This is a genomic window from Thiobaca trueperi (assembly GCF_004342175.1).
In the GTDB taxonomy this organism is placed as follows: Bacteria; Pseudomonadota; Gammaproteobacteria; order Chromatiales; family Chromatiaceae; genus Thiobaca; species Thiobaca trueperi.
The window spans coordinates 460,374-485,486 of sequence record NZ_SMAO01000004.1 but is presented as its reverse complement, the minus strand read 5'-3'; the positions used below and the strand labels follow the sequence as shown (position 1 = coordinate 485,486).

Below are 25,113 nucleotides of genomic sequence, written 5' to 3'. Positions count from 1 at the left end.
TCTCAGCTCTTCTTCGTCAAGCGGGAGATGGCCAGGGCGGCCCTGTCCAGCGCCTTTTGCAGCACCTCCGGAGCGGGATTCGGCGCACGCCCCTCTGTGATGGACTGGTTGATCGCGGTGGCAATTCGTGCAATTTCCGTCAGGGCCAGCGAGCTGGCGGCCCCCTTGAGCCGGTGAGCCAGCGCGGCGGCCCCGGAACGGTCTCCAGCCGCCATGCGTTCGGCCATCTCCCGTCCTGCCAGACCATGAACCTCGGTGAAATGTCCCAGGATGCGCGCATAGACCGCGTCATTGCGGAAGAGATGCCGTCCCTGATCCAGGTCGAGGTCCGGCGTCGGGATACCGCCTGCCGCAGCAACGGCCGGCGCCTGGGACAGCCAGCCCAGCAGTATCCCGTAGAGGGCTTGCGGATCGACGGGCTTGCTGATGAAGTCGTTCATCCCGGCGGCCAGACAGCGATCACGGTCTTCCCCGAAGGCGTTGGCCGTCATGGCAAGAATGGGCACCCTGTCATGGTCGGAAAGGGCGCGAATGGCGCGGGTCGCCGCCAGCCCGTCCATCCCTGGCATCTGCATGTCCATGAGGATCAGGTCATAATCATGGTTCCGCGCCAGCGCCAGTGCCTCCAGGCCGTCGTTGGCGATGTCCACCACCAGTCCGACGGCGTCCAGAAGACCTTTGCTCACCTCCTGGTTGATGACATCGTCTTCAGCCAGCAGCACGCGGGCGCCACAGTAACGCTGCGACAGGACACGCTCGGCGTTGGACTCGAACGCCGCCGGTGCAGGCTGCGCGGTATCCGCGAACACCTGACCCGGAGCGGGTGCGGCGCTTTTGCCGAGACAGAGGGTGAACCAGAAGGTGCTGCCCGCCCCGAGCCGGCTCTCGACCCCGACCTCCCCACCCATGAGGGCAATGAGCTGGCGGTTGATGGCGAGTCCCAGCCCGGTGCCGCCATAGCGGCGCGTGATGGAGCTGTCGGCCTGTTCGAAGGACTGGAAGAGGCGATTCAGGTGCTCGGGCGCGATGCCGACACCGGTGTCCCGGATCTCGAAACGGAAGCGCTGCTGCACCGCGCCATCCTCTTCCAGGCGCACCTGAAGCCGGATCATGCCCTGCTCGGTGAACTTGATCGCATTGCCGAGAAAGTTCAGCAGGATCTGGGTCAGACGGGTCGGGTCGCCGCGCAGCCCCGGCCCCGCTTTCAGTGCCGGATCGAGATCCACCACCAGCTCCAGCCCCTTTTCCTGAACCCGCTCGCCGATCAGGGTGCAGACGCCCCGCAGCAGGGCGGGCAGATCGAGATCGATCTCTTCCAGGACCAGCTTCTGCTCCTCGATCTTGGCGATATCCAGGATGTCGTTGATGAGCTGGAGCAGATGCTGGGAGGCGTCGGCGATCTTGCCAAGCCGTTCCCGGCGACCTGGATCGGACTCCTTCTGCTGGAGCAGATAGGTCAGACCCAGAATCGCATTCATCGGGGTGCGGATCTCGTGACTCATATTGGCGAGAAAGGTGCTTTTGGCGCGGTTGGCCTGCTCCGCCGCCGCCTTGGCGGCGGCTAACGCGGCCTCGGCGCGACGGCGCATGACGATGCGCCAGAGGTCATCGGCGATGAGCTGAAGCTCATGCTCGTCGGACGCGTCGTAAGGGGTCGGTTTGTTGCCGACCCCGATCAATGCCCGGATCTGATCGCCTTCGACGACCGGCGCCCCCAGATGACGGATCAGATGGACATGGCCCGCCGGATAATGGCGGCGCACGGACAGTCCCTGATAATCGTTGTGGACGACCGGGCGGCGCAACCGCGCCGCGTCCGCCCAGACGCCGGCGGCGGAGATCGGATAATGGTTGTCATGGACGGCGCTGCACTGACTGAGCGTCCCGCTCGACCAGGTGGAGAACTGGAGGCTATCCTGGTCGTCGTTGACGAAGTGCAGATAACCGATCTCGCTCCCGGTCAGGCGCACCGCCTCGTCGATGCCGCGCTGCAGGAGGGCGCCTTCATCCATGGTGTCGGCCTGCTGGCTCATCTCGAACATCGCCTTGAGCCGCAGGTCGCTGATCAGAAGCTGGCGGTTTGCGGTCTCCAGGTCGGCCGTGCGCGCGGCGACCAGCTCCTCCAGGCGATCGCGATGCTGCTCCAGCTCGGCGGCAATCCGTTTGGATTCGGTGACATCCCGGCCCACCGACTGAAATTCCACACACTGGCCCTGAGCATCCAGCAAGGGTACATCCACCCATTGCAACCACCGGATCGTGCCATCGCGGGCGGTGGAAGGATGGTCGTACCGCAGCGTCTGCGGCTGGGCGGCGAGTTTGCGGTAACTCGCGATCACGGCTTCCCGTTCGGCCTCGGGGATGAAGTCAAACCAGCGGCGCCCGATCAGGTTCTCGCCACTGGCGGCGAACAGCGCGCGGTAGGCGCTGTTGACGAAGGTCAGGGTGCTGTCGGGCAGCCAGCGGCAAACGGCGTCGTCCTGACTCTCGACCATCGCCCGATAGCGGGCCTCGCTCTCGCGCAGCGCCGCTTCAGCCGCCCGGCGCTCACTGATGTCCTGGAAGGTGCCTGTCAGATAAGACTCTCCGGCGTCCTCCACCCGTCCGACACAGCGCAGTTCCGCCCAGAAGCGCCGGCCCGAGGCGGGAATGATCTCGCATTCGATGGTGAAGGGCGTATTGGCCTCCCATGACTCCTGAAGCTTGCGACGGATCAGCGGCAGGTATTCGGGCGCGTAGTATTTCAGCCCCTCCTCCAGCGTATCTGGCGGTTGATCCAGGGGATGTCCGAGCAGGTGGTAGATCGCCTCGGTCCACATCAAGGCGCCGGTGACGGGATTGGCTTTCCAGCCCCCCAGTCGGGCGATGGACTGGCTCTCCCGGAGAAACAGCATGGTTTCCTGGAAGATCCTTTCGGTTTGCCGTTGCTCGGTGATGTCGTACCAGATGGCCGCGAAATAGCGACGGTTGCGGATCTCAAGGACGCGATTCGCGACGCGCATGTGACGGATCTCGCCCGCTTTGGTGCAATGAATCACCTCGAAGACGCCCCCGCCCTGCTCAATCAGCGTGCGCGTCTGCTCCGCCACCCGATCCGCTCCCCAGACGCCCTGAATGCGTTCAAGGGTCAGCCGTGCAAACTCCTCGCGCGTATAGCCGAGTCCCTGACAGGCGGCGTCGTTAAACTCGATGAAGCGCCGGGTCTCGGCGTCGATCAGCACGATGCCTTCCGTCGTCTGGTTGACGATGGCGCTGTAGATCTCCTCGCGTTCCTGCAGGGCGCGCTGCTGCGCCTTGCGGTCGCTGATGTCGCGGTTGACGCCGCGCCAGCCCAGATCGGTGCCATCCGCATCGCGGATGGCACGACACTGATGCTCGATCCAGCGCACCTCGCCATCGGCGCGACAGAGACGCAGCTCCAGCGTGAACCCCTGCGTCGCACACTCAGCGCCGCCGGCATCCTGATCCAGGGATCGGTGCGCCTGCCAGCGCGGCAGATCCTCGGGATGAATCAAACGATCCATGAGTTCGGGATCGGCGAGAAAGGCGTCCGGTCCATGGCCGCAGATGGACTCGCAGACAGGCGAGACATAGCCATATCGCCCGTCCGGGGTCATCCAGAAGTCCCAGTCCGCCGAATGGTCGGCAAGGATGCGATAGCGGGTCTCGCTCTCACGCAAGCGGGCGTAGGCGGCGCGAATGTCCGCCTCCTGCCGCAGACCTTCGCTCAGATCCATGATCGCGCAGATGAGCTGGCTGTCGCCTTCGTCCTCCGCCGGGAGACGGGCGACATGCATCTCGCCCGCGAAGCCCTCGCCACTGGCGGTGAGAAAGTCCAGTCTGGTATGGGCGGTGCCGGACATCGCGGCCAGCCGCAACGCCTCGTTGAGACAGCCGTCTGCCGCCCGCGCCACCAGACGGGGCAGATAATGGCTGCGCAAATGGTGATTGCGCAGACCGAACAGCCGCGCCGCCTCCTGATTGGCATCCAGGATCAGACCATTGCGATCGACGATCAGAATCGCCAGCGGGATGCCGTAAAAGAGCGAGCTGTAACGGGTCGCCAGACGCTCGGCGCTGACCTGGGTCGCCCGCAGTTCGGCGTTCTGCAGCTCCAGTTCGGCGTGGTAGATCCGCAGATTCTCGATCAGCTCGGCGAAATCCACCTCGCCTTCGATCAGATTTTTTTCCGCCCAGTCGAAGTCCCCGCGACTGAGTACCGCACGCGCACGCGCATGAATCTTTGCCTGGCGGCTGTCGGGGTCTGTCAAATCACTGTCTTCTGAGGAAGCCATGGTTGCGTCCAGTAATGGTCATTTGAGTCCGCTGGCTTCGGTGCGGACAGCATGAGTCTCGGTCATGCCGGAATCGACCAGCCAGTCATGCGCAAATCGTTCCGGGCACAGGGGGCGCGCGAAGAAGAAACCCTGGGCCTGATCGCAGCCCTGTTCGCGGAGAATCGCGCGCTGCTCCTCGGTTTCCACCCCTTCGGCGATGACCGCGAGTCCGAGTGCATGGCCGAGCGCGATGATGGTCGAGACAAAGACGCGATCATCCGCGCGACTCTCCAGTTCCTGAACAAAGCGACGGTCGATCTTGAGTGCATCGATGGGGAGATCGCGCAGATAGCTGAGACTGGAATAGCCGGTGCCGAAATCGTCAATCGCCAGTCGGATGCCGAGCGTCTGCAATGACGTCAGGGTTTCCATGGTCGTCGCTTCGGAATCCAGGAGTGTCGATTCGGTTAGTTCAAGCGCGAGCCATTGGGCCGGCAGGTCGTGTGTCGCCAGGAGATCCGCGATCTGCTGCGTCAGGTTGGGACTGCGGAAGTGTTTCGCCGCAAGATTCACCGCCACCGGCACGGGCGGATAGCCGGCCTGACGCCAGGCGACCAACTGGCGACAGACCTCGGACAGCATCCAGTCACCGATCTCGACGATCAGATGACTGGATTCCGCCACCGGGATGAAGGCGCCCGGCGGCAGCAGCCCCCGGCTGGGATGCTCCCAGCGCACCAGCGCCTCGGCCCCCAGCAGGCGACCGTCGGCCAGATTCACCTTGGGTTGATAATGGGCGCGCAACTGACCGGCAGCCAGCGCCACGCGCAGCTCACCGCTCAGTGTGAGTCGCTCGACGGCGGCGCGATTCATGTCCTGATTGAAGAAGACGACCGTATTGCGTCCGCCGCCTTTCGCCTGATAGAGGGCCGTGTCCGCATTTTTCAGCAGATCACCGATGGTCGTGGCGTCCTGAGGCGCGAGGGCGATCCCGATTGACAGGGTGACTGACAACTCATGCGGCGCAAGCAGAAAAGGCGCCCTGAACGCTCTGAGCACCTTGTGGGCGACCTCTTCCGCGCCCGTTTGCTCGGTCTCCGGCAGCAGCAGGACGAACTCATCGCCGCCGAGACGGCACAGGGTGTCGGATTCGCGGACAAAGGCCGCCAGACGCCTGGTCGCCTGTATCAGGAGCTGATCCCCCGCGCTGTGACCGAGCGAATCGTTCACATCCTTGAAGGCGTCGAGATCCATGAACAGCAGGGCCACGGAGCGGCGGTTGCGTGTCGCCAGCGACAGCGCCTGTTCGGCGCGTTGAGTCAGAAGCGCGCGGTTGGGGAGATCGGTCAGCGGGTCAAAATAGGCAAGATGTTCGATCCGCTGCTCGGCCTCCTTCTGGGATGTGATGTCATTGGCGGTGCCGACATAGTGAGTCAGTTTCCCGGACTCATCGCGGACCTCGGTGAGGGTTGACAGAACCACCGACAACCCGCCGTCTTTACAGCGGTTGATGAACTCGCCCTGCCAGCGGCCCTGACTGGCCAGACAGTCCCAGACCGCTTTGTAGAAGCTGTCCGGGTGATGCCCGGATTTCAGAAGCCGTGGGTCAAGACCCAGCACTTCGGCCTCTTCGTACCCGGTGATCTCGGTGAAGGCCCGGTTGACCGCGACAATCCGCCGTTCGGCGTCGGTGACGATGAGCGATTCGCTGACTGACTCGAAGACCGCCGAGGCCAGACGCTGACGCGATTCGGCCTGGTGGCGGATATAGGTACTGCCGAGTGCGGACGCGACGGCGCGCAGGACGCTGTCTTCGGCCGTCGTCCAGGCGCGACCGATGCCGCAGTCAGCGAACCCGATGACACCCCAGAACTGGCCCTGGACGAGAATCGGCAGGATCAGCAGCGAGTTGATCCCCTGCGGGGCAAGGAATGCCACCACCGGAGCTGGCAGCTCACCGAGACTCCCGGCAATCGAGTGACCCGCCGACAGGCGCTCCCACCAGCCGGCAAAGACCGGCTCATAGTCCAGGACGCGCAGCGACGGATCTGGCGGGGAAGAGTCAAGCGGCGGGGCGCGCCAGGCGTTCAGCCACTCTGCCTGACGCCGCCCCGTCCGGGCATGCTGACGATTCTGAAAGACATAGGCCCGATCAGCCCCCACCGCACGCCCCAGGATCTCCAGGGCGGACTGGATGGCGCAATCGAATGCCGGGTCAGACAGCAGCTCGGCCAGCGCCGCTGCGGTCGCCTGCAGCAGGCGGTCGCGCTGTTCCAGTGTGCGCTGGGCCTGGCGACGCTCGGTGATGTCGGTCAGCATCGCGGTCACGGTGTTGGGCGCACTCTGAAAGGCCGTGATCTCGTAGTCCCTGGAGACGATCTCGTCGCGGTAGGCGACCGCCTCCCAGTGATGCGTACCCCCATGCCGGGCCAGTTGGCGGTAGATTCGCGGCCGCTCGGTCGCCGTGACCGCAGGCAGCAGCTCCTCCAGTGAGATCCCGAGCCGCTGGCTGCACGGACGTTGCAGAATGTGATCGACCGCCGCATTGGCTTCGATCAGGATCAGGGCGTCATCTGACTGGAGTTCGAAGACACCAATGGCGATCGGTGCATGGCTGACGATGCCGCGCAAGCGCGACTCGCGTTCCGCAAGCTCGGCGGTGCGGCTCGCGATCAATGCCTCGGCACGGATCTGCTGCGCCAGCAGCGAATAGAGATAGAGGGCGCACAAACCGGTCACGAGAGAGCCGGCAACCAGGATCCATGCGGCGTCAAACGGATGCGAGGAGAGACGTTGCAGCTCAGAGAAGATCCCAAGGGTCAGGGCCAGACCGATCACGACCACCAGCGTCGCCCCGGCCCAGGCATGGGCCACGCTGGCGCCTGAAGCGCCGTAAGGATTGCGCCGGTTAATCCAGGCGATCAGGAGAAACAGTGTGATCGCGCTCAAGCCAAGCGTACCGATCAGGGTGTCGCTGGTCTGCCGGGCGACCTGCGAAATATCCTGGCGGATCGGGGCGCGCAGCAGGAAGGCAGGCCGCCCGTCAAGATCCGTCATCAAATCGTACACAAAATCAGGGTCGGCGCGATCCGGATCGATCCAGGGCTGACCCGGCTGGAGCCGCTGCCAGAGCCCCTGCTCCGCCGGGCTCAGACGTGAATCGCCCTGAGCGAAGAGCATGAAATCCACCTGGACCCGCTCCGCCAGCTCATGCAGGAGCGCGGTCGAGAGCCGGCGCGCCATGAGCAGTCCGCCCCTGGATGGACCGGTGCCCTCTGTGGTCAGGATGGACCCCGCCGAGACGAAATAGAATCCCGCCTCGGTGTCAAGCAGACCCGCGATGGACCGCCCCTCAGCCCATACCGGGCGCAGCCACTCGATGCCGGAAACCCGGTCTCCGGCGAACTGCTCCGGGATCAGCTCGCCTCCACGCTCGGCCACATGCCCGCCCCGGTAAACGACCTGTCCGCGCGCCGACAGGACCAGGCAGAGATTGATCCGGGTGCCACTCTCCAGCATCGGCCAGTTGCTGAAATTATTCTGGATATAGTCCGCATTGCCGTCAGCGGCGAACCGATAGGTGTCATCCCAATTCGACCAGTCGGCCAGGGTGCCGCCAAGCTGACGCAGCTCGCCCCTGAGTGCACCTGCGGCGCGCTGGAGATCCTCAATGGCCTGTGCATGCTGCAACCGGGCAAACGCAGGCTCCACGATCCAGCGATCCACCGACCCGATGGCGATCACCACGAGCAGGGAGCCGGTCAGGGGCAGAAGAATCGCGCGAAGTCTGGAGGTCAGCGCCCGGCCATCGGGTCGCAGGTAAATCGTGTCGCCGGATGCCATGGTGTCGCGCCCATACGAGCCAGGGGAATGTGAGGGGTCATGCGCGCCAAAGCATGAGCCATGATCTGATCGTTGTCGTAATCGACAACGACAACGACAACGACAACGACCGTGGCAGCGGTGTTCTTTCGTCGAGCCGTTTCACTTAATTTTTGAGCCGGTCCTAAGTGGTGCAGTGCGACGCCGAATCCAATGGGCCACGCTTTTTTCGTATGATAACCGACCCTCAGTGCAGCGAAAATCCAGGGTCGGCCAGATCTGTGGCCCGCTCATGCTGCGCGCGGCATCTATCTCGGACGCTCTGGATCACCGCATCGCTATGAGAATCCCCGGCACGCACCGCTTCGTCACAACCCTGATCGCCCTGTCAGCCGTCCTGAGTCTGGTCACCGGCCTGATCCTGGTCGGTGCGGCCCTGGAGGACACGCGCCGCCTGGCAACCGAGGTGCATCTCAAGATGCAGAGCCTGACGCCGGCCATCGACCGCGACAGCGGCGACGCAGCGGGCCGGATCGATGTCAATCTGCGCGAGATCAGCGGCAACCTGGAGCAATGGCGGAAAACGCTCCTCGATTATGCCCTTCTCGGCGGACTGTTTTTTCTCACGACCCTGCTCCTGCTCGTCTGGTTGCAGTTCAGACGCGCGGAGGAGAATCGCGGTCTGCTGCGCACCCTGATGGACACCATCCCGGATCTGGTCTGGCTCAAGGATCCGAACGGCGTCTATATCGCCTGCAATCCGCGCTTCGAGCAGTTCTTCGGCCATCAGGAAACCGACATCGTCGGCCAGGACGACTACCGGTTCATGGATCGCGAACTGGCCGAGTTCTTCCGCAACAACGACCGTCTGGCGGTGCAGGCTGACGGCCCCAGCCTCAACGAGGAATGGCTGACCTTCGCCCGCGACGGCTATCGCGGTCTGTTCGAGACCATCAAGACGCCGATGAAGACCGCCCAGGGCAAGCTCATCGGCGTGCTCGGCATCGCCCGCGACATCACCCGCCAGCGGGAAACGCTCGATGCGCTGCAAATGCGCGAAGACCTCTATTCGTCCATCGTGAGTCAGGCCGGGGACGGCATTGTCCTGATCGATCCCGAGACCTGCCGTTTCATGGAGTTCAACGACGCCGCCTGTGAACTGGTCGGCTACAGCCGTCAGGAATTCGCCGATCTGACCCTGTTCGATCTCCAGTTCGACCACGGGGAAGAGGACGTCAGACAGATCATGGCGCGCATCCTGGAGGGGACGCTCAGTCGCTTCGAGGTGCGTCATCGGCACAAGGACGGACGCCCGCGCGACACCTGGGTCAGCAATCGCCCGCTCCAGATCCGTGGTCAACGGCTCCTGACGGCGATCTGGCACGACATCACAGGCCGCAAAGCGGCCGAGGCCGCCTTGCGCGAGGAACGCCGCTTCCGCGAGACCATCATGGAATCGATCCCCGGCATCTGCTACGCCCTGGACCGGGACGGCAACCTGCTCTACTGGAACCGGACGCTGGAGCGCATCATCGGCTGCGCCCCCGATGCGCTGACGGGACGGAATGCGCTCGATTTCTTCGTGGGCGATGACCGGCAACTGATCGGCGAGCGCATCGAGGCCGCATTCGCCGCTGCCGCAACCGGGACAGCGGTCGAGGCCGACGCAACGGTCGTAACCGCAAACAGGCCGGGCATTCCATTCCATTTCACCAGCCGACCGATCAACATGGGCGGTCAGCCGGTGCTGGTCGGGGTCGGCATCGACGTCTCTTCACGCAAGGAGGCCGAGGATTCGCTCAGACGGCTCAACGCCGAGCTTGAACAGCGCGTGCAGCAGCGCACCGCCGACCTGCTGGCGGCTCACACCCGGTTGCAGGACACCCAGTTTGCGATGGACAGCGTGGGCATCGGCATCACCTGGGCGGACTTTGCGAGCGGACGCTTCATCCATGCCAACCGTTTCTCAGCGGAATTCCTGGGCTACAGCCTCGAAGAACTGCTGAGTCTGCACGTCTCGGACATCGACCCGAATTTCCCCCCGGAGATCTACGCCCGAACGGTCCAGGACATCAGGAAACGCGGTCATGTCCAGTTCGAGACCGAACACCTGACCAGGGACGGGCGGCGGCGTCCGGTCGAAATGACCATCTACTACCATGCCGACGGCGAGTGCGCCGCGCCCCGGCTGATCGCCTTCATGTCCGACATCGCACACCGCAAGGAGGCGGAGGCGGCCCTGCTCCAGGCCAAGGAGGCGTCCGAGGCGGCGAACGCGGCCAAGAGCGCATTCCTGGCCAACATGTCGCACGAGATCCGCACCCCGCTCAACGCCATTCTCGGGCTCAATCACCTGCTCAGGAAGGAAGGGGTCTCGCCGTCGCAGATGCAGCGGCTCGACAAGATGGAGATCGCGGGACGGCACCTGCTGTCGCTCATCAACGACATCCTCGATCTCTCGAAGATCGAGGCCGGACGCATGGATCTGGAACACAACAACTTTCACCTGTCATCCGTACTCGACAGCGTCGCCTCCATCGTCCGGGATTCGGCCATCGGCAAAGGCCTGACGCTTGAGGTGGATGCAGATGGCGTGCCCCTGTGGCTGCGGGGCGACGTCACCCGCCTGCGTCAGGCGCTGCTCAACTTTGCCAGCAACGCCGTCAAGTTCACCGAGCAGGGAAGGGTCTGTCTGCGCTCCATCCTCCTGGAGGAGCAGGGTGATGCACTCATGGTGCGCTTCGAGGTGGAAGATACGGGCATCGGTCTCACCCCTGAGCAGCAGAACCGTCTTTTTCAGACATTCGAGCAGGCCGACGGCTCAACCTCACGCCGCTTTGGCGGTACCGGCCTCGGGCTCGCCCTGACCAGGCGTCTGGCGGAACTCATGGGCGGACGGGTTGGGCTGGACAGTACCCCCGGGGTCGGCAGCACCTTCTGGTTCATTGTCCCGCTCCAGCGCGGACACGGCCCCATGCCCATTCCGCCGCCGGCGAAGACCGTCGCCGGAGCCGAAGCCATGCTGCGTTCACGGCATCGGGGCGCACGTTTGCTGCTTGCCGAAGACAACCCGATCAACATCGAGGTCGTCCTGGAGATGCTCCACGCCGTCGAGATGGATGTCTGCGTCGTCGAGAACGGTCGCGAGGCCGTCGAGCGGGCGCGACACCAGACCTTCGACCTCATCCTGATGGACATGCAGATGCCGGAGATCGGCGGGCTCGAAGCCACGCGGATCATCCGCACCCTGCCCCAGTGGGCCGAGCGCCCCATCGTCGCCCTGACCGCGAATGCCTTTGCCGAGGACCGACAAGCTTGCCTGGCCGCTGGCATGAATGACATGCTGATCAAACCGGTCGAGCCCGACCGGCTCTATGCCGCACTGCTCCAGTGGCTCTCTTCCGCCGCACGCAGCGAGGGCGAATTCACCCCGACAGGGACCGCGCCACCAGTACCGGAGCCGGACAATGCGCAGATCATCCAGGCGCTGCGGACGCTGCCCGACATGGATGTCGATGCCGGACTCGCCAGACTCCGGGGCAACCCGCTCAAATATCTCACCCTGCTGCGTCAGCTCGTCGATGCCCAGAGCCTGCAAATGGCCGAGATCGAGCAGGTGCTGGATGCCGGCGACCGGATCGCGGCAAAACGCATGGCCCACAGTCTCAAGGGCTGCGCCGCCACGCTCGGCCTGACCGAGATCTCGGGACTGGCCTGCGATGTCGAGCAGTTGCTCAAATCCGAGGAGGATCCGGCGTCGCAGCTCGATGCGATCCATGCTGGCGTCGCCAGGATCCGGGAGGGACTGCAACGGCTGGAATCCATCCTCGCCCCCGCACGCCAGCCGCAGTGACCGGCGCGGCATCGCCTGACGCTCACAACAGCCCCAGCGCACCCCAGACCGTCGGCATCAAAAGGGCCAGCAGCAACGCGCCGAATCCGCCGATCACGATGCCGCTCAGGATCATCTCGGAGGTCGGCACCTCGCCGGTGGCATAGGCGAGCGCATTGGGCGGGGTGGAGATGGGCAGGGCCATCGCCAGCGAACAGGCCAGCGCGACCATGACCCCCACCGCCGTGGTGTCGATCGGCAGACCGACGGCCAGACTCAGGGCCAGCGGCACCAGCAGATTCGCCGTCGCCGAATGGGAGATGACGGTCGCAAGCCCAACCGCGATGGCGACCAGCAACAGCAGCAACAGGGCCAGCGGCAGCGTCTCCCAGGCCACCAGACCGATCAGCCAGACATCGAGCCCGCTGTAACCGATGCCCGTGCCCAGCGCGATCCCCCCGGCGACCAGCCAGAGCACCGGCCATTGCAGTCGTCTGAGATCGTCCGCGCCCATGACCTGCGTGGCGAGCAGGGCGACCACCGGCATGAAGCCAACCGTGGAGGACGAAATACCGTGCAGGGGTTCGGTGAGCCAGAGCAGGATCGTCGTCCCGGCGATGACATAAAAGAGGATTGCCGCCGGGGAGCGGTCGAAGTCGGCGTCGAGTTCGAGCCCCAGGGATGCATCTTTGGGGACATAGCGATAGGCCAGAAACCACCAGGCGAACAGCAGCAGGATCAGCATCAGCGGCACGGCCAGCGCCATCCAGCCGATGAATGACACGCCCTGCCCCTGCGCCTGGAGCGCCGCGAGCGCGATGGCATTGGGTGGAGTGCCGACCGGGGTGCCGATGCCGCCGATGTTGGCGGCGACCGGAATCGCCAGCGCGACCCCGGTACGCGCCCGCCCGCCCGGCAGCGCGGCGAGGATCGGGATGACCACGGCGAACATGGTCGCCGTGGTCGCGGTATTGGAGACGAACATCGACAGCAGCGCAGTGATCGTCATCAGCCCCAGCAGCGAGCGGCGCGCGTTGCCGGCGAAGGGGCGCAGCATGATGGCGGCGAGGCTGCGATCCAGGCCGTATTTGTGCGCGCCGTCGGCGATCAGAAAGCCGCCGAGAAAGAGCATGATGACCGGATTCGCCAGGGCCGCGAAATAGCTCGCCGCCGGTGGCAGTTTGCCCGCCGTCGCCATCAGCGCCTGATCCGAGAGCATCAGCACTTCGAGCAGGATCACCAGCGCCGCCGTGGCATAGAGCGGGATCGCCTCAGTCACCCAGAGCAGGATCGCGAGCAGAAAGATGGCCAGCATCCGCTGCCCGGCAGGCTCCAGTCCGGGGATCTCGACCAGCAGTGCGGCGACAAAGGCGAACACGCCAAGCAGCAGACCCCAACGCTGGACCGGCGTGGGAATGGGAAGGCGACGCGACGAGCGGGGACTGGCAAACGACATGGATGGATCCGGGAATGACGCTGAAAGCGGTATTCGGACAAGGATCGCATATCGCGCCACGCCAGGGCGGGCATTTTGCCAACCGGACCCGCGCCGGGCAGTGAATTTCCGTTCGATCTGTCGTATTGTGAGCCGGCAACAGGCTCGGAGCGGGGGCTCGATTCGTCCCCATGATTTCAAGTGATCAATCGAGACAGAGACGCCAAAGGTCGCCCATGACAGAGCCACCCAGCGACGACATCGCCACCCTGCGCCGGATCCTCAGAAAGCATCGCGTGATTGCCGTGGTCGGGCTGTCGGCCGAGTGGCATCGCCCGAGTTATTTTGCCGCCAAATACATGCAGGGACATGGCTATCGGGTGATTCCGGTCAATCCGCGCTACCCGGAAATTCTCGGCGAACGCTGTTATGCGCGGCTGGAGGACATCCCGGAGCCGGTCGATATGGTCGATGTCTTCCGCCGCAGCGCGGATGTGCTGCCGATTGCCGAGTCGGCCATCGCCATCGGCGCCAGATGTCTCTGGCAGCAGATCGGGGTGCAGAACCACGAAGCCGACCGTCTCGCGCGCGCCGCCGGCCTGGATACGGTCATGGATCGCTGCGTCAAGATCGAGCATGCGCGTCTGTTCGGCGGACTGCACTGGGCCGGGGTCAATACCGGCGTCATTTCCGCCAAGCGTCCACTCTGAAGGCAGTTTCCTCATGGCCGATCACGTTTTCCAGCCCGAGACCCTGGCGATTCACGCCGGACAGGTTCCCGACGCCGCCACGGGTGCACGGGCGCTGCCCATCTATCAGACCACCAGCTTTGTGTTCGACAGCGTCGATCATGCGGCATCCCTGTTCAATCTCCAGACCTTCGGCAACGTCTATTCGCGTCTCTCGAACCCGACCGTGGCGGCGCTCGAAGAGCGGATCGCCGCGCTCGAAGGCGGACGGGCGGCGGTGGCTGCCGCCAGCGGCATGGCTGCCGAGTCGCTGGCGCTCATGACCCTGCTGCGCGCGGGCGACCATCTGGTCGCCTCGGGCGCGCTCTATGGCGGAAGCGTGACCCTGCTGGCGGTGGATCTCGCCAAATTCGGCATCGAGACGACCTTTGTCGAGGCCGCCAACCCGGACGCCTTCGCGGCGGCCATGCGCCCGAACACCCGCGCCATCTTTGCCGAAAGTCTGGGTAATCCCAGTCTGACCGTGCTCGACATCGCCGCCGTGGCCGAAGTGGCGCACGCGCACGGAGTGCCGCTGGTGGTCGATAACACGGTGCCCTCGCCCTTTCTCTGCAACCCGTTCGCGCTGGGGGCCGACATCGTCGTGCATTCGGCGACCAAATATCTGGGCGGGCATGGCACCACACTGGCCGGGGTCGTGGTCGAGAGCGGTCACTTCCCCTGGGACAATGGCAATTTCCCCGGCATGACCGAGCCCTCGCCCGGCTATCACGGCGTCAGGTTCTACGAAACCTTCGGTGATTTCGGCTTCACCATGCGCTGCCGCATGGAGACCCTGCGGGTGCATGGCGCCGCGCTCTCCCCCACCAGCGCCTGGCAGATTTTGCAGGGCGTCGAGACCCTGGGGCTGCGCATGGAGCGGCACTGCCGCAACGCCCGCGCCGTGGCTGAGTTTCTGTGCAGCCATCCGCAGGTCAGTTGGGTGAATTATCCCGGTCTGCCCGACGATCCTCAGTACCCATTGATCGCGCGCCAGATGCGCCAGATCGACGGCGCGCCCGGCGCCTCCGGCCTGCTCGCCTTCGGCGTGCGCGGCGGACTGGAGGCCGGTATCCGTTTCATCGAGTCGGCCCAGTTCATGAGTCATCTCGCCAACATCGGCGATACCCGCACCCTCATCATCCACCCGGCCTCCACCACCCACCGTCAGCTCGACGCCGACCAGCAGCTTGCCGCCGGCGTGCGCCCGGACATGATCCGGGTCTCGGTCGGCATCGAGCATATCGACGACATCCTGTGGGACATGGATCGGGCGTTAAGCCGAGTCTAGTCTTCAGTCAGGCTGAGCTTTCGCCATTTCGTCACCCGGCTGTCACACAAGCATCATCTGCCGTCCATCCACGGCTTGTAACATCATTGCTCCCTGTTGCCCCATTACCTGGAGAAATGAATGATGCGAACAAGGCATGCGAGATGGCTGCTCCCTTCCGCCATGCTGGTTGCTGGCGGTGTCGGGATCGGTCAGGCGACGGTCGATGACAACGCCCTGCGCAAGACGGCGCAGGAGCTGCGCGCCGTCACGCAGGAGATGCAGTTTCAGCGGATCGCAACACTTGGCAATTATCGGAATCTCGGCGCAGACGCCATCGACCAGGAAACGGTATCGGAGATCGTGGCCGCCACCAAAGACGGCATGATGCTGGTCTACACCGACAGCCCTGGCGAGCGGATCGGTTTCGTCAGTATCGTCAATCCAGCCTCCCCGATCCCGAAAGGCACCCTGGCGATGGGTGGCGAACCAACCTCGGTCGATGTGCTCGGCAATGAGTACGCGCTGGTCGCCGTCAATACCAGCGAGGACTATGTCAACACCAGTGGCAAGCTGGTGGTGGTGAACGTCAAGACGCGGAACATCGTGCGCGAGATGCCGCTTGGCGGCCAGCCCGATTCGATCAAGATCGGTCCCAATGGCCGGTACGCCGCCATCGCCATCGAGAACGAGCGGGACGAGGAGGTGGAGGTCGATGGCGTCGAGGGCGGTCTGCCGCAGCCTCCCGCCGGATCACTCGTGATCGTCGATATGCTGGGAAAAGCGCCCGCACAATGGCAACTGCGCACGGTCGCGCTCACCGGCCTGGCCAGCTATGGCGGGGACGATCCCGAACCCGAATTCGTCGATGTGAACGCCAGCAATCAGGCCGTGGTGACGCTACAGGAGAACAATCACCTGGCCGTGGTCGATCTGGTCAAGGGCGAGGTGATCCACGACTTCGATGCCGGCAAAGTCACCCTGAACGGCATCGACCGTACCGAGGATGGCGTCATCTCGCTGACCGAATCCCTGGCCGATGCCCCGCGCGAACCGGATGCCGTCACCTGGCTGCCGAACGAGGCGAACGGCTCCTGCCGGATCGCAACCGCCAACGAGGGTGATCTCTTCGGCGGCAGTCGCGGCTTCTCCCTCTTCGACTGCAAGGGTAACCTCCTGTTCGACAGCGGCAGCACACTGGAAGAGATCGCGGTTCAGCACGGGCATTACCCGGAGAGCCGTTCCGAAAACAAGGGCGTCGAGCCGGAGGCGATCGAGTACGGGCGCTTTGCCGGCGACGACTATCTGTTCGTGGGCAGCGAACGCGGCAGCTTCGTCGCCGTGTATAAGGTTGTCGGGAAAAAACCGAGCTTCGTGCAACTCCTGCCCGCGCCGCTCGCCCCGGAAGGCGTCCTCGCCATTCCCTCGCGCAACCTGCTGATCGCCAGCGGTGAGAGCGACGACCCCAGTTATGGGGTGCGGTCCAGCCTGATGATCTATCAGCTCAAGCGGGGCCAGCCGACCTATCCGCAGATCGTCTCGGATGATCGTGCCTTTGCGCCGATTCCCTGGTCGGCGCTGTCGGGCCTGGCCGCTGTGCCGGGCAAGCGCGACAGCCTGCTTGCGGTCTGGGACTCCTACTACAGCGAGAGCCGGATTCTCTGGATCGATGCCTCGGCGCGTCCGGCGATCGTCACCGACGATCTCCTCATTCAGGGCGGTACCGGCAATTACGACCCGGAAGGCATCGCCGTTGCGCCGGACAACACCTTCTGGATCGCCAGCGAGGGCAATGCCGACGACTCGCGTCCGAACCGTCTGCTCCAGGTCAATCCCAAAACGGGTCAGGTGCTGCGTGAAATCGGGTTGCCGGCAGAGATTCTGGCCTGCCGCAAGGCAGCCACGGCGCGCAAGACGCTGGGTTCGGGCTTTGAGGGTCTGGCGGTGCAGCCGGTCAAGGGCGGCTACCGGCTGCTCGTCGCCCAACAGCGCGGCTGGGACTACAGCACGCCGGAGTGCGAGGATCTGGACGACGATGCGGGCGGATTGAATGCTCGTGGCGAGCCGAATCGGACCCGTATCTGGACCTATGACCCGGCTCAGGGCACCTGGGATCACTTTGCCTGGACGCTGGCGCCGCTGACCGCGAACGCCGCCTGGGTCGGCCTGTCGGAGATCAGCCGCGCCCCGGATGGCTCCTATATCCTGATCGAACGCGACAACCTGACCGGCGATTTCGCAAAGCGCAAAACGCTTGTCAGGATCACGCTTGACAAGGCTGACGACGGTCTCATTACCCAGGGCGAGAAAGCGATCCATAACCTCATGCCCGGTCTGAAGGCGAATCATGGCTGGATCACCGACAAGCCGGAGGGTGTCGCGGTCACAAGCGCCGGCCTGACCTTTGTGGTCACCGACAACGACGGGGTCGAGGACTGGTCTGGAGAGACCGGGTTCCTGGGGCTCGGCGGATACAAAAAGCTGTTCAAGTGAGCATGGCTGCCAGGTCAATCCTGGCGGATGAACGGGGCATGGACGCCCTACCTGACCCGATCCCGTCTTTTAGCACGACCTCTTGTTTTCCATCTATTTCCCGCCAAGGAAGTAGTCTCGCACTGCCCGCGCGCCCTCCTGTCGGGCAACCCTTCAGTCTCTCAGGAACTGCACGGTAGAGACCCTGGTCGGTCAGATCACCTCCCGGTCGAGAAACACCGGCGCCATGCGCCAGTCGATCTGGGCCTGAATGGCCGGGAACAGCCGCGCGAGAAACTCCGGGAGGAAGCCTTCCAGGGGCGCTCTACCCATCCAACCTCGCTAAAATATCTCTCTCATTCAACGTGACTGAACCAGAGAGGCTGTCGGGGTGGTAATCTTGAAGAAAGGCATCGACATCCAGGAGCGATCCGCCCGCCAACGGCTGGACAGCCTGCCCAAGCGCCTTCTGCTCGCCGTCATGCTGTCGTCGCTGCTGACGGCCTGCGCGACCGGCAGCGATATCGAAATATCGGCCCCACAGGACTGCGCGCGCCAGGGCGGCACCATCCAACCGGTCTGCCTGTCGCAAGAATCGCTGTGCGTGATTCCCTACCCCGATGCCGGCCTGCCCTGTCGCGATTCGGACGACTGCGCAGGCGCCTGTCTGGCACAGACGGCGGTGAACCAGGGCGAGCCGGCGGTCGGGGAGTGCGAACGCACCAATGCCCCCTGCGGCTGTCGCACCTACATCGAGGATGGCCGGGTCGCGGACGCTATCTGCGTCGATTGAATCAGCGCCCATGCCGCCTAATCAGAGGGTCCACCAGCTTGGAGTTAACTTCAATGAACGACGAGGCGATCATCGCCGCCACCCGGAAATGGATCGAACAGGCGGTCATCGGGCTCAACCTGTGCCCCTTCGCCAAAGCGGTCTATGTGAAAGAGCAGGTGCGGTTCGTGGTGAGCCGGGCGCGGCATCTGGACGGATTCCTGGAAGACCTTGACCGCGAACTGGATTTTCTGGCGGCCGCCGACCACGCGCTGGTCGAGACGACCTTGCTGATCCATCCCACGCTGCTGCTGGACTTTCTTGATTTCAATGATGTTATCCCGCTGGCCGAAGCGGCCGTTGAGGAGCACGACCTGCAAGGTGTGATCCAGATCGCCAGCTTTCATCCGGCCTTTCAGTTCGCGGGAACGGAACCCGACGACCTCAGTAACTTGACCAACCGGGCGCCGTTTCCAACGCTGCACCTGCTGCGCGAGGCCAGCATTGACCGAGCGGTGGCTGCCTTCCCGGAAGCGGAAACCATTTATGAGTGTAATATCGAGACACTCAACGCCTTGGGGCAATCGGGATGGCAGGCATTGTGGGATAAGCCGTAAGCCGGGTGGGACCAGCCAACTCCAAGCGCCGACCCTCAGCCTCCAGGCGCTGGATGTCGGGTTTTCTTCAACGCCACGATTTCACACCAAGAGTGTTTGACCCATGGACCCAGAGCAGTTCGTCTTCCGCGATCCCCATGGCAGCCGCTGGAAGACCCTTGGCCGTTTCGCTCGGGTCAGCGCAATCCTGGGCGCGCTGACCCTGGCGATCTTCCTCTATTCGCTGCTCGTCGAGCCGCGCCTGACGCCCCTGCCGGCTACGTCCGAGCAGGCATTGACCATGCAGGCGGATCCCGAGCCGGGGGTCGTGCATCGCCCCAAGTCGCCCGCCCCCTGGGTGACCGAGACCCTGGCCGGATCGCGGGTCGCGGCCATGCCCCGCACGGAGCCCGTGCGTCTGGGCTTCCTGGACGACGACGAGGAGCGTGCGCGTCTCTCGTTGCGCGAACACGCCGACCAGCTCACGCATCTCGCCCCCTCCTGGCTGCGACTGACGGGAATGCCGCCGCGACTGGAGTCAACGGCGGACACCGCAGAGGTCGCCGGGATCGCCGCCGCTCATGGCGTCAGACTCATGCCGATCCTCTCCAATCTGCTTGGCGAGGCGTTCGATCCCGAGGCCGTGGAGCATTATCTGCGGGCCGACCCTGCCGAGCAGCGCGCGCTCGCCCATGAGATCGAACGGCATCTGCTGAACATGCGGGCGCAGGGCGTGATCCTGGTCTGGGAACAGATCGATCCAAGCTACCGTGAGGAAATGGCCCGTCTGGTCGGTCTGCTGCGCGCCGAACTGCACGCAGCGGGGCTGGAACTCTGGCTCGGCGTACCGGTCGGGGACGATCTCAAGGTCTTCGACCTGGATCTGCTCGCCCCGCATGTCGACCGCTTCGTGGCGATGCTCTATTACGAGACCGGCGAGTACGAGGACGCCGGCCCGCTCGCCTCGCTGCCCTGGTTCGGCGAGTGGCTCGATGCCCTGACCCGGCATGGCGATCCGAACCAGTGGATCATCGGCATCGGAACCTTCGCCTACGACTGGCCGGCGAACGGCACGCCCGAACTGGCGTCTTTCCATGACATCATGGCCCGCGCGGCCTCCGCCCAGACCAGTCGGATCGACAATGCCGCACCCTACGAAGGACCGCGTCTCTCCTATGAGCAGCAGGGTGTCGAGCACAGTGCCTGGTTTCTCGATGCGACGACCTTCTGGAATCAGCAGCGGCTCGTCTTGCAAAAGAAACTCGGCGGCATCGGCATCGACCGCCTCGGCACCGAGGATCCGCTGGTGTGGGAGGCCATCCGCTGCGGCCTGTCGTGCGATCCGGTCCGCTTCGAGCAGATCCCGATCTCCGACCGGATCGGCATGGTCGGCAACGGTGACTTCCTGGAGGCGCGCCATGAGCCACACCTGGGGCATCGTCGCATTCAGGTCGATGGCGCCGGCATCTGGGGCGTCAGCTATGACGGCTTTCCACAGTCCGCCATCGTGCAGCGGCGGGGAGAGACCGGATCGGAGCGCGTCACCCTGACCTTCGACGACGGCCCCGACCCCGACTGGACACCGCTGGTTCTTGACATCCTGCGCGATGAGGGCGTCCAGGCGGCCTTCTTCGTCACCGGCGCCCGGGCGATCCGTTATCCCGATCTGGTGCGGCGGATCGTCGCGGAAGGGCACGAGATCGGCAATCACACCTTCACCCACACGGATCTCGCCAAGGCCGGCCCCATCCGGGTCAAGCTGGAGCTGAACGCCACCCAGCGCGCGATCGAGAACATCACGGGACGTTCCTCACTGCTGTTCCGTCCGCCCTATGACGCCGACCGCACTCCCCATCGGCTGCGCGAGGTCGAACCGCTCATCCTCGCGCAGGAGCTGGGCTATATCCCGACCATGGCCAGCATCGATCCGCTGGACTGGCAGACCCCGCCCGCCGAACAGATCCTGGAGCGCATCCGGCAGGACCGCCCGGCCGGCAGCGTCATCCTGCTGCATGACGCCGGTGGTGATCGCTCGGAGACGATTGCCGCACTGCCCGAGCTGATCGCCTATCTGAAGGCGCGCGGCGATGAGATCGTCCCCCTGCACCGTCTGCTCGGCGTCCCCAAAGAGGCGGTGATGCCCGCCATCCCCTCGGCGGACCCCGCGCCGCCGCGACTCGTCGCCGGCACCGGGCTCAACCTGGTCCAGGCGCTCGAAAACGGGCTCTGGGGCTTCCTCATGGTGGCGACCGCCCTCTTGTTCCTGCGCACGCTCCTGGTCCTCGGACTCGCCCTGCGCCGCGCGCGGCTGGAGCCGCACATCACAATGGCGGAAGACTTCAACCCGCCGGTCTCGGTGATCCTCGCCGCTCACAACGAGGAGGCCGTGATCGGCCAGACGCTCAACGCCCTGCTGGCGAGCCAGTATCCGGCCCCTGTCGAGGTGATCCTGATCGACGACGGCTCGACCGACCGCACCGGCGCCATCGTCGCCGGACTGGCCCGCATGGATCCGCGTCTGCGGCTGGTCAGTCAGCCCAACCGGGGGAAGGCCGTGGCGCTACGATCCGCGCTGGCGCTGGCGCGGCACGACATCATCGTGATGCTGGACGCCGATACCCAGTTCGCACCGGACACCATTGCCGAACTGGTGCGCCCGCTCGCCGATCCCCAGGTCGGTGCCGTGTCCGGCCACATCCGGGTCGGCATGCCGACCAATCTGCTCGGACGCTTTCAGGCGCTCGAATATCTCTCGGCCTTCAATCTCGACCGCCGGGCCTTCGACGCCCTGAACGCCATCACCGTGGTGCCGGGGGCCGCCAGCGCCTATCGGGCAGAGGCGATCCGTGCGGCGGGAGGCATCCAGTCCGACACCCTGGCCGAGGACACGGATCTCACGCTCGCCCTGCACCGCGCCGGTTATCGCGTCCGCCACACCCCCAGGGCGCGGGCGATCACCGAGGCACCGCGCTCGATTCGGGGGCTCTTTCGGCAACGCAAGCGCTGGTCCTTCGGCACCCTGCAATGTCTCTGGAAACACCGCCGACTCTTCTGCAACCCGGCCTTTGGCTGGCTCGGCTGCTTTGCCATCCCTGGCATCTGGTTCTTCCAGCTCCTGCTGGTCGCGCTCGCGCCGGTCGTGGATCTGTGGCTGATCCTGGCCCTGCTGGGGGGCGCTGCCGGTCCGGCGATCTTCTATGCCGGCATCTTCCTGACGGTCGATCTGGCCCTGGCGCTGATCGCCTGCCGGCTGGAAGGCGAGCCGGCACGCACGGCCTGGCTGGTGCTGCCGATGCGTCTCCTCTACCGCCCCCTGTTGAGTTTCGCTGTCCTGTCTTCACTGCATCGCGCGCTGCGCGGCACCTGGATGGCCTGGGGACGTCAGGATCGCTGGGGACAGGCGCGGCGGCGCTGGCGAACCGGAGTGACATCATGAAACAGCGTTACTGGATCCTCGGCGCCCTGCTGGCGCTCTGTCTGGTGGGCGGCGCCACGCTCGGACTCTCGAAAACCCACCAGACAAGCAACGGGCAAGCGTTCACATCCGCCAGCGGGCACAGGACTGAACCAAGCGCCGGGATGCGGCTCCTGGCGCCACGGGGCGGCGCCTACACGGGCGCCTACATCGAATTCGGCGAAGAGGAGGACAGCGTCACGCTGGACAAGATCGACGCCTTCTCCACCCTGGTCGGGCGTCGTCAGGCAATCGTCGCCTTCTCCAACTTCTGGGGTCGCGGACACTTTCCAATGGCGCAGGTACGGGTCATCGCCAATGCGGGCGCGGTCCCGCTCGTCTTCTGGAACCCATGGGACAAACGGGAGAAGGGGGTTTGGGGCAAATTCGACCTGAGGGGGATCGCGGCGGGGGACTGGGATGCCTATATCGATGCCTGGGCGCAGGAGGCGCGCGCCTTCGGCCAGCCGATCCTGGTGGCCTGGGGACTGGAGATGAACGGTAACTGGTTCCCCTGGTCGGGAACCTTCTACGGCGGCGGCGAGCCCCTGTCCGCGACCGAGCCGACCCGTTACAAGGGGCCAGAGACCTTCAAACGCGCCTATCGGCATGTGGTCGATCGGGTGCGGGCGGCCGGGGCATCCAATGTGTCCTGGGTCTTCCACACCAACAACGCCTCCATCCCAGACGTGCCCTGGAATCGCATGGCGGCCTACTATCCCGGCCCCGAGTATGTGGACTGGCTGGCGATGAGCGCCTATGGCAAGCAGTTTCCGCAGCAGGACTGGATTGATGTCGAGCAGTCGCTCATCGATCCCTATCGAGAACTGGCCGCCGTCGATGCGGGCAAACCCGTCCTGGTGGCCGAGTGGGGGATCGGCGAGTTTCCCAAGTCAGGCGACAAGGGAGCCTGGATCCGGGACGCCTTTGCCGCGATGGAGCAGCAGATGCCGAGGCTCAAGGGGGCGGTGTTCTGGCACGAACGCTGGCAGAACAGCGATCTGTCCTACAGCAATCTGCGCGCGGGCTCATCCCTGCCGGCACTCAATGCCTATCGCGACGGCGTTTCGCGTCCCTTCTGGCTGGCCGAGCCGGAATACGGGCCTCATCCGCCGATGCCGAACAATCCATCCACGGCATCCCTTCTCCCATGACCGTCCCCGCTGCATCCAGGAAGCACTCCATGTCCGCACAACCCTGGCGTCTCGCCACGATCGCGCTGCTGGCCCTGCTCGTCACCCCCGCACTGGCCGAGAAGACCTCACGGATCCTCCCGGAGACGCCCGAGCCGACCCGCTTCGTCGTGCGCGGCCCGCTGATCCTCGACCGCATCCGGGGCGATCTGCCGATGCATTTCCGTGGTATCGGTTACTCGCCCTATCTGCGCGGCGAGTCGCCCCTGCCCCTGATGGATCCGCCCGAAAGCGAGCGCTACGCCGGGCATCTGGCCCTGGCCCAATGGCTCAACGCCAACTATCTGCACGTCTTCCACTGGCCGATGCCGGCGGCCTTCTACCGGGCGCTCGACGCCACGCCCCTGGTCTACGGACAGGACATCTGGGTGCAGCCGCGCGCCGAGGATTTCCTGGCCGACGATTTCCAGACGGCCACGCTGGCGATGGTGCGCGCCGCCATCGACCACACCTATGCCGTAGGGCGACCCGACCGGCTGGTGCTGTTCTCGATCGGCGACGAGCTTAGCCCCGAGTCCATTCTCGCGACCGACCGCCGACACCCCGAGGCCCGCGATTTTCAGGGCAAACACCTGAGCGTCTCCGACCGCACGCCCACCGAGATCGCGATGGCGCGTCTCATCGACGCAGCGATGGATTACGAACTGACCCGCTACGGACGGCGTCATCTCTACTGCCACACCAGCTTCACCCATGTCGGCCCGCTGGCGGATCGCCCGGATCTGGAGGTTCCCCCCGCCAGCGCCATCCTCCCGGATCTGGGCGATCTGGTCTGTCTCAACATCTACACCTATGCGCGCGGGGTGCTGACCTCGCCGCCCGGCTCGGTCACGGGCACGACCTATCAGGGTTATCTGGAAGGGCTCACGGCCATGACCGGCAAACCCATCTTCATCACCCAGGTGGGTCTCTCCACGTCACCCTATGAACCCAAGCCCTGGGTGCCGGGATTCGGCGGTCATCGGGTCGAGGACGTGCCCAAAACATTGCGCTCGGTCTGGGAGGACGCGCACACCGCCAGGGGTCACAGACAGATCGTCGGGCTTGCCTTCTTCGAGCTGCATGACGAGTGGTGGAAGAGCGGGGAAACCCCGGACGACTCGCAGCGCCGAAACGCAGAGGACCCGGAGGAGTGGTTCGGTCTCTATGCCCTGGATGAGCAAGGCCGGCTGATCCCCAAAGGCGCCATCCCGGAAACCGTGCGGGAGCTGTTTGGACGCCCGTAGCCTGTGGGATGGCGAAGGTAGTGTTGGCGAGCGGCT

The 25,113-nt window shown here is 64.8% G+C and carries 12 protein-coding genes; 9 read left to right on the top strand and 3 right to left on the bottom strand.

Translation table 11 applies throughout. The annotated features are described in order from the left end of the window. Positions 1-2 precede the first annotated feature (2 nt). The gene (locus tag EDC35_RS10255) at positions 3-4,295 is read right to left on the bottom strand and encodes a PAS domain S-box protein (protein ID WP_132977141.1); all 4,293 of its coding nucleotides are present in this window, start codon (positions 4,293-4,295) and stop codon (positions 3-5) included. Positions 4,296-4,313: 18 nt separating this feature from the next. Continuing rightward, positions 4,314-8,120, bottom strand: a complete 3,807-nt coding sequence (locus EDC35_RS10250; protein WP_132977140.1) for an EAL domain-containing protein — start codon at positions 8,118-8,120, stop codon at positions 4,314-4,316. A 319-nt stretch (positions 8,121-8,439) separates the two neighbouring features. On the opposite strand from EDC35_RS10250, the gene EDC35_RS10245 reads away from it, so the two are divergent. Then, positions 8,440-11,952 (top strand): PAS domain-containing hybrid sensor histidine kinase/response regulator, encoded by a 3,513-nt coding sequence (locus EDC35_RS10245; RefSeq protein ID WP_165903402.1) that lies wholly within the window; start codon positions 8,440-8,442, stop codon positions 11,950-11,952. 22 nt (positions 11,953-11,974) lie between these two features. Here EDC35_RS10245 and EDC35_RS10240 read toward each other — a convergent pair whose 3' ends face one another. After that, the gene (locus EDC35_RS10240; RefSeq protein ID WP_132977138.1) at positions 11,975-13,387 is read right to left on the bottom strand and encodes an SLC13 family permease; all 1,413 of its coding nucleotides are present in this window, start codon (positions 13,385-13,387) and stop codon (positions 11,975-11,977) included. A 215-nt stretch (positions 13,388-13,602) separates the two neighbouring features. Here EDC35_RS10240 and EDC35_RS10235 point away from each other — a divergent pair, with 215 nt between their 5' ends. From EDC35_RS10235 to EDC35_RS10200, 8 genes are all read left to right on the top strand, one after another. Next, positions 13,603-14,076 (top strand): CoA-binding protein, encoded by a 474-nt coding sequence (locus tag EDC35_RS10235; protein ID WP_132977137.1) that lies wholly within the window; start codon positions 13,603-13,605, stop codon positions 14,074-14,076. A gap of 13 nt (positions 14,077-14,089) precedes the next feature. Then, positions 14,090-15,385: an O-acetylhomoserine aminocarboxypropyltransferase/cysteine synthase family protein gene (locus EDC35_RS10230; RefSeq protein WP_132977136.1), complete on the top strand. Its 1,296-nt coding sequence runs from the start codon at positions 14,090-14,092 to the stop codon at positions 15,383-15,385. Positions 15,386-15,505: 120 nt separating this feature from the next. Then, on the top strand, positions 15,506-17,857 hold the full coding sequence (locus tag EDC35_RS10225; protein WP_243651592.1) for an esterase-like activity of phytase family protein: 2,352 nt from the start codon (positions 15,506-15,508) through the stop codon (positions 17,855-17,857). A 379-nt stretch (positions 17,858-18,236) separates the two neighbouring features. Next, on the top strand, positions 18,237-18,629 hold the full coding sequence (locus tag EDC35_RS10220) for a hypothetical protein (RefSeq protein ID WP_243651590.1): 393 nt from the start codon (positions 18,237-18,239) through the stop codon (positions 18,627-18,629). A gap of 53 nt (positions 18,630-18,682) precedes the next feature. Beyond that, a complete protein-coding gene (locus EDC35_RS10215; protein ID WP_132977135.1) occupies positions 18,683-19,225 on the top strand; it encodes a DUF1415 domain-containing protein in 543 nt (180 codons plus the stop codon). A 103-nt stretch (positions 19,226-19,328) separates the two neighbouring features. Further along, positions 19,329-22,640: a trifunctional glycoside hydrolase family 18/polysaccharide deacetylase/glycosyltransferase family 2 protein gene (locus EDC35_RS10210; protein ID WP_132977134.1), complete on the top strand. Its 3,312-nt coding sequence runs from the start codon at positions 19,329-19,331 to the stop codon at positions 22,638-22,640. Next, entirely contained in the window at positions 22,637-23,812 is a 1,176-nt protein-coding gene (locus tag EDC35_RS10205; RefSeq protein WP_132977133.1) for a glycoside hydrolase family 26 protein, read from the top strand. Before EDC35_RS10210 ends, EDC35_RS10205 begins: the two co-directional genes overlap by 4 nt. A 29-nt stretch (positions 23,813-23,841) precedes the next feature. Then, the gene (locus EDC35_RS10200; RefSeq protein ID WP_132977132.1) at positions 23,842-25,077 is read left to right on the top strand and encodes a hypothetical protein; all 1,236 of its coding nucleotides are present in this window, start codon (positions 23,842-23,844) and stop codon (positions 25,075-25,077) included. Positions 25,078-25,113 lie beyond the last annotated feature (36 nt).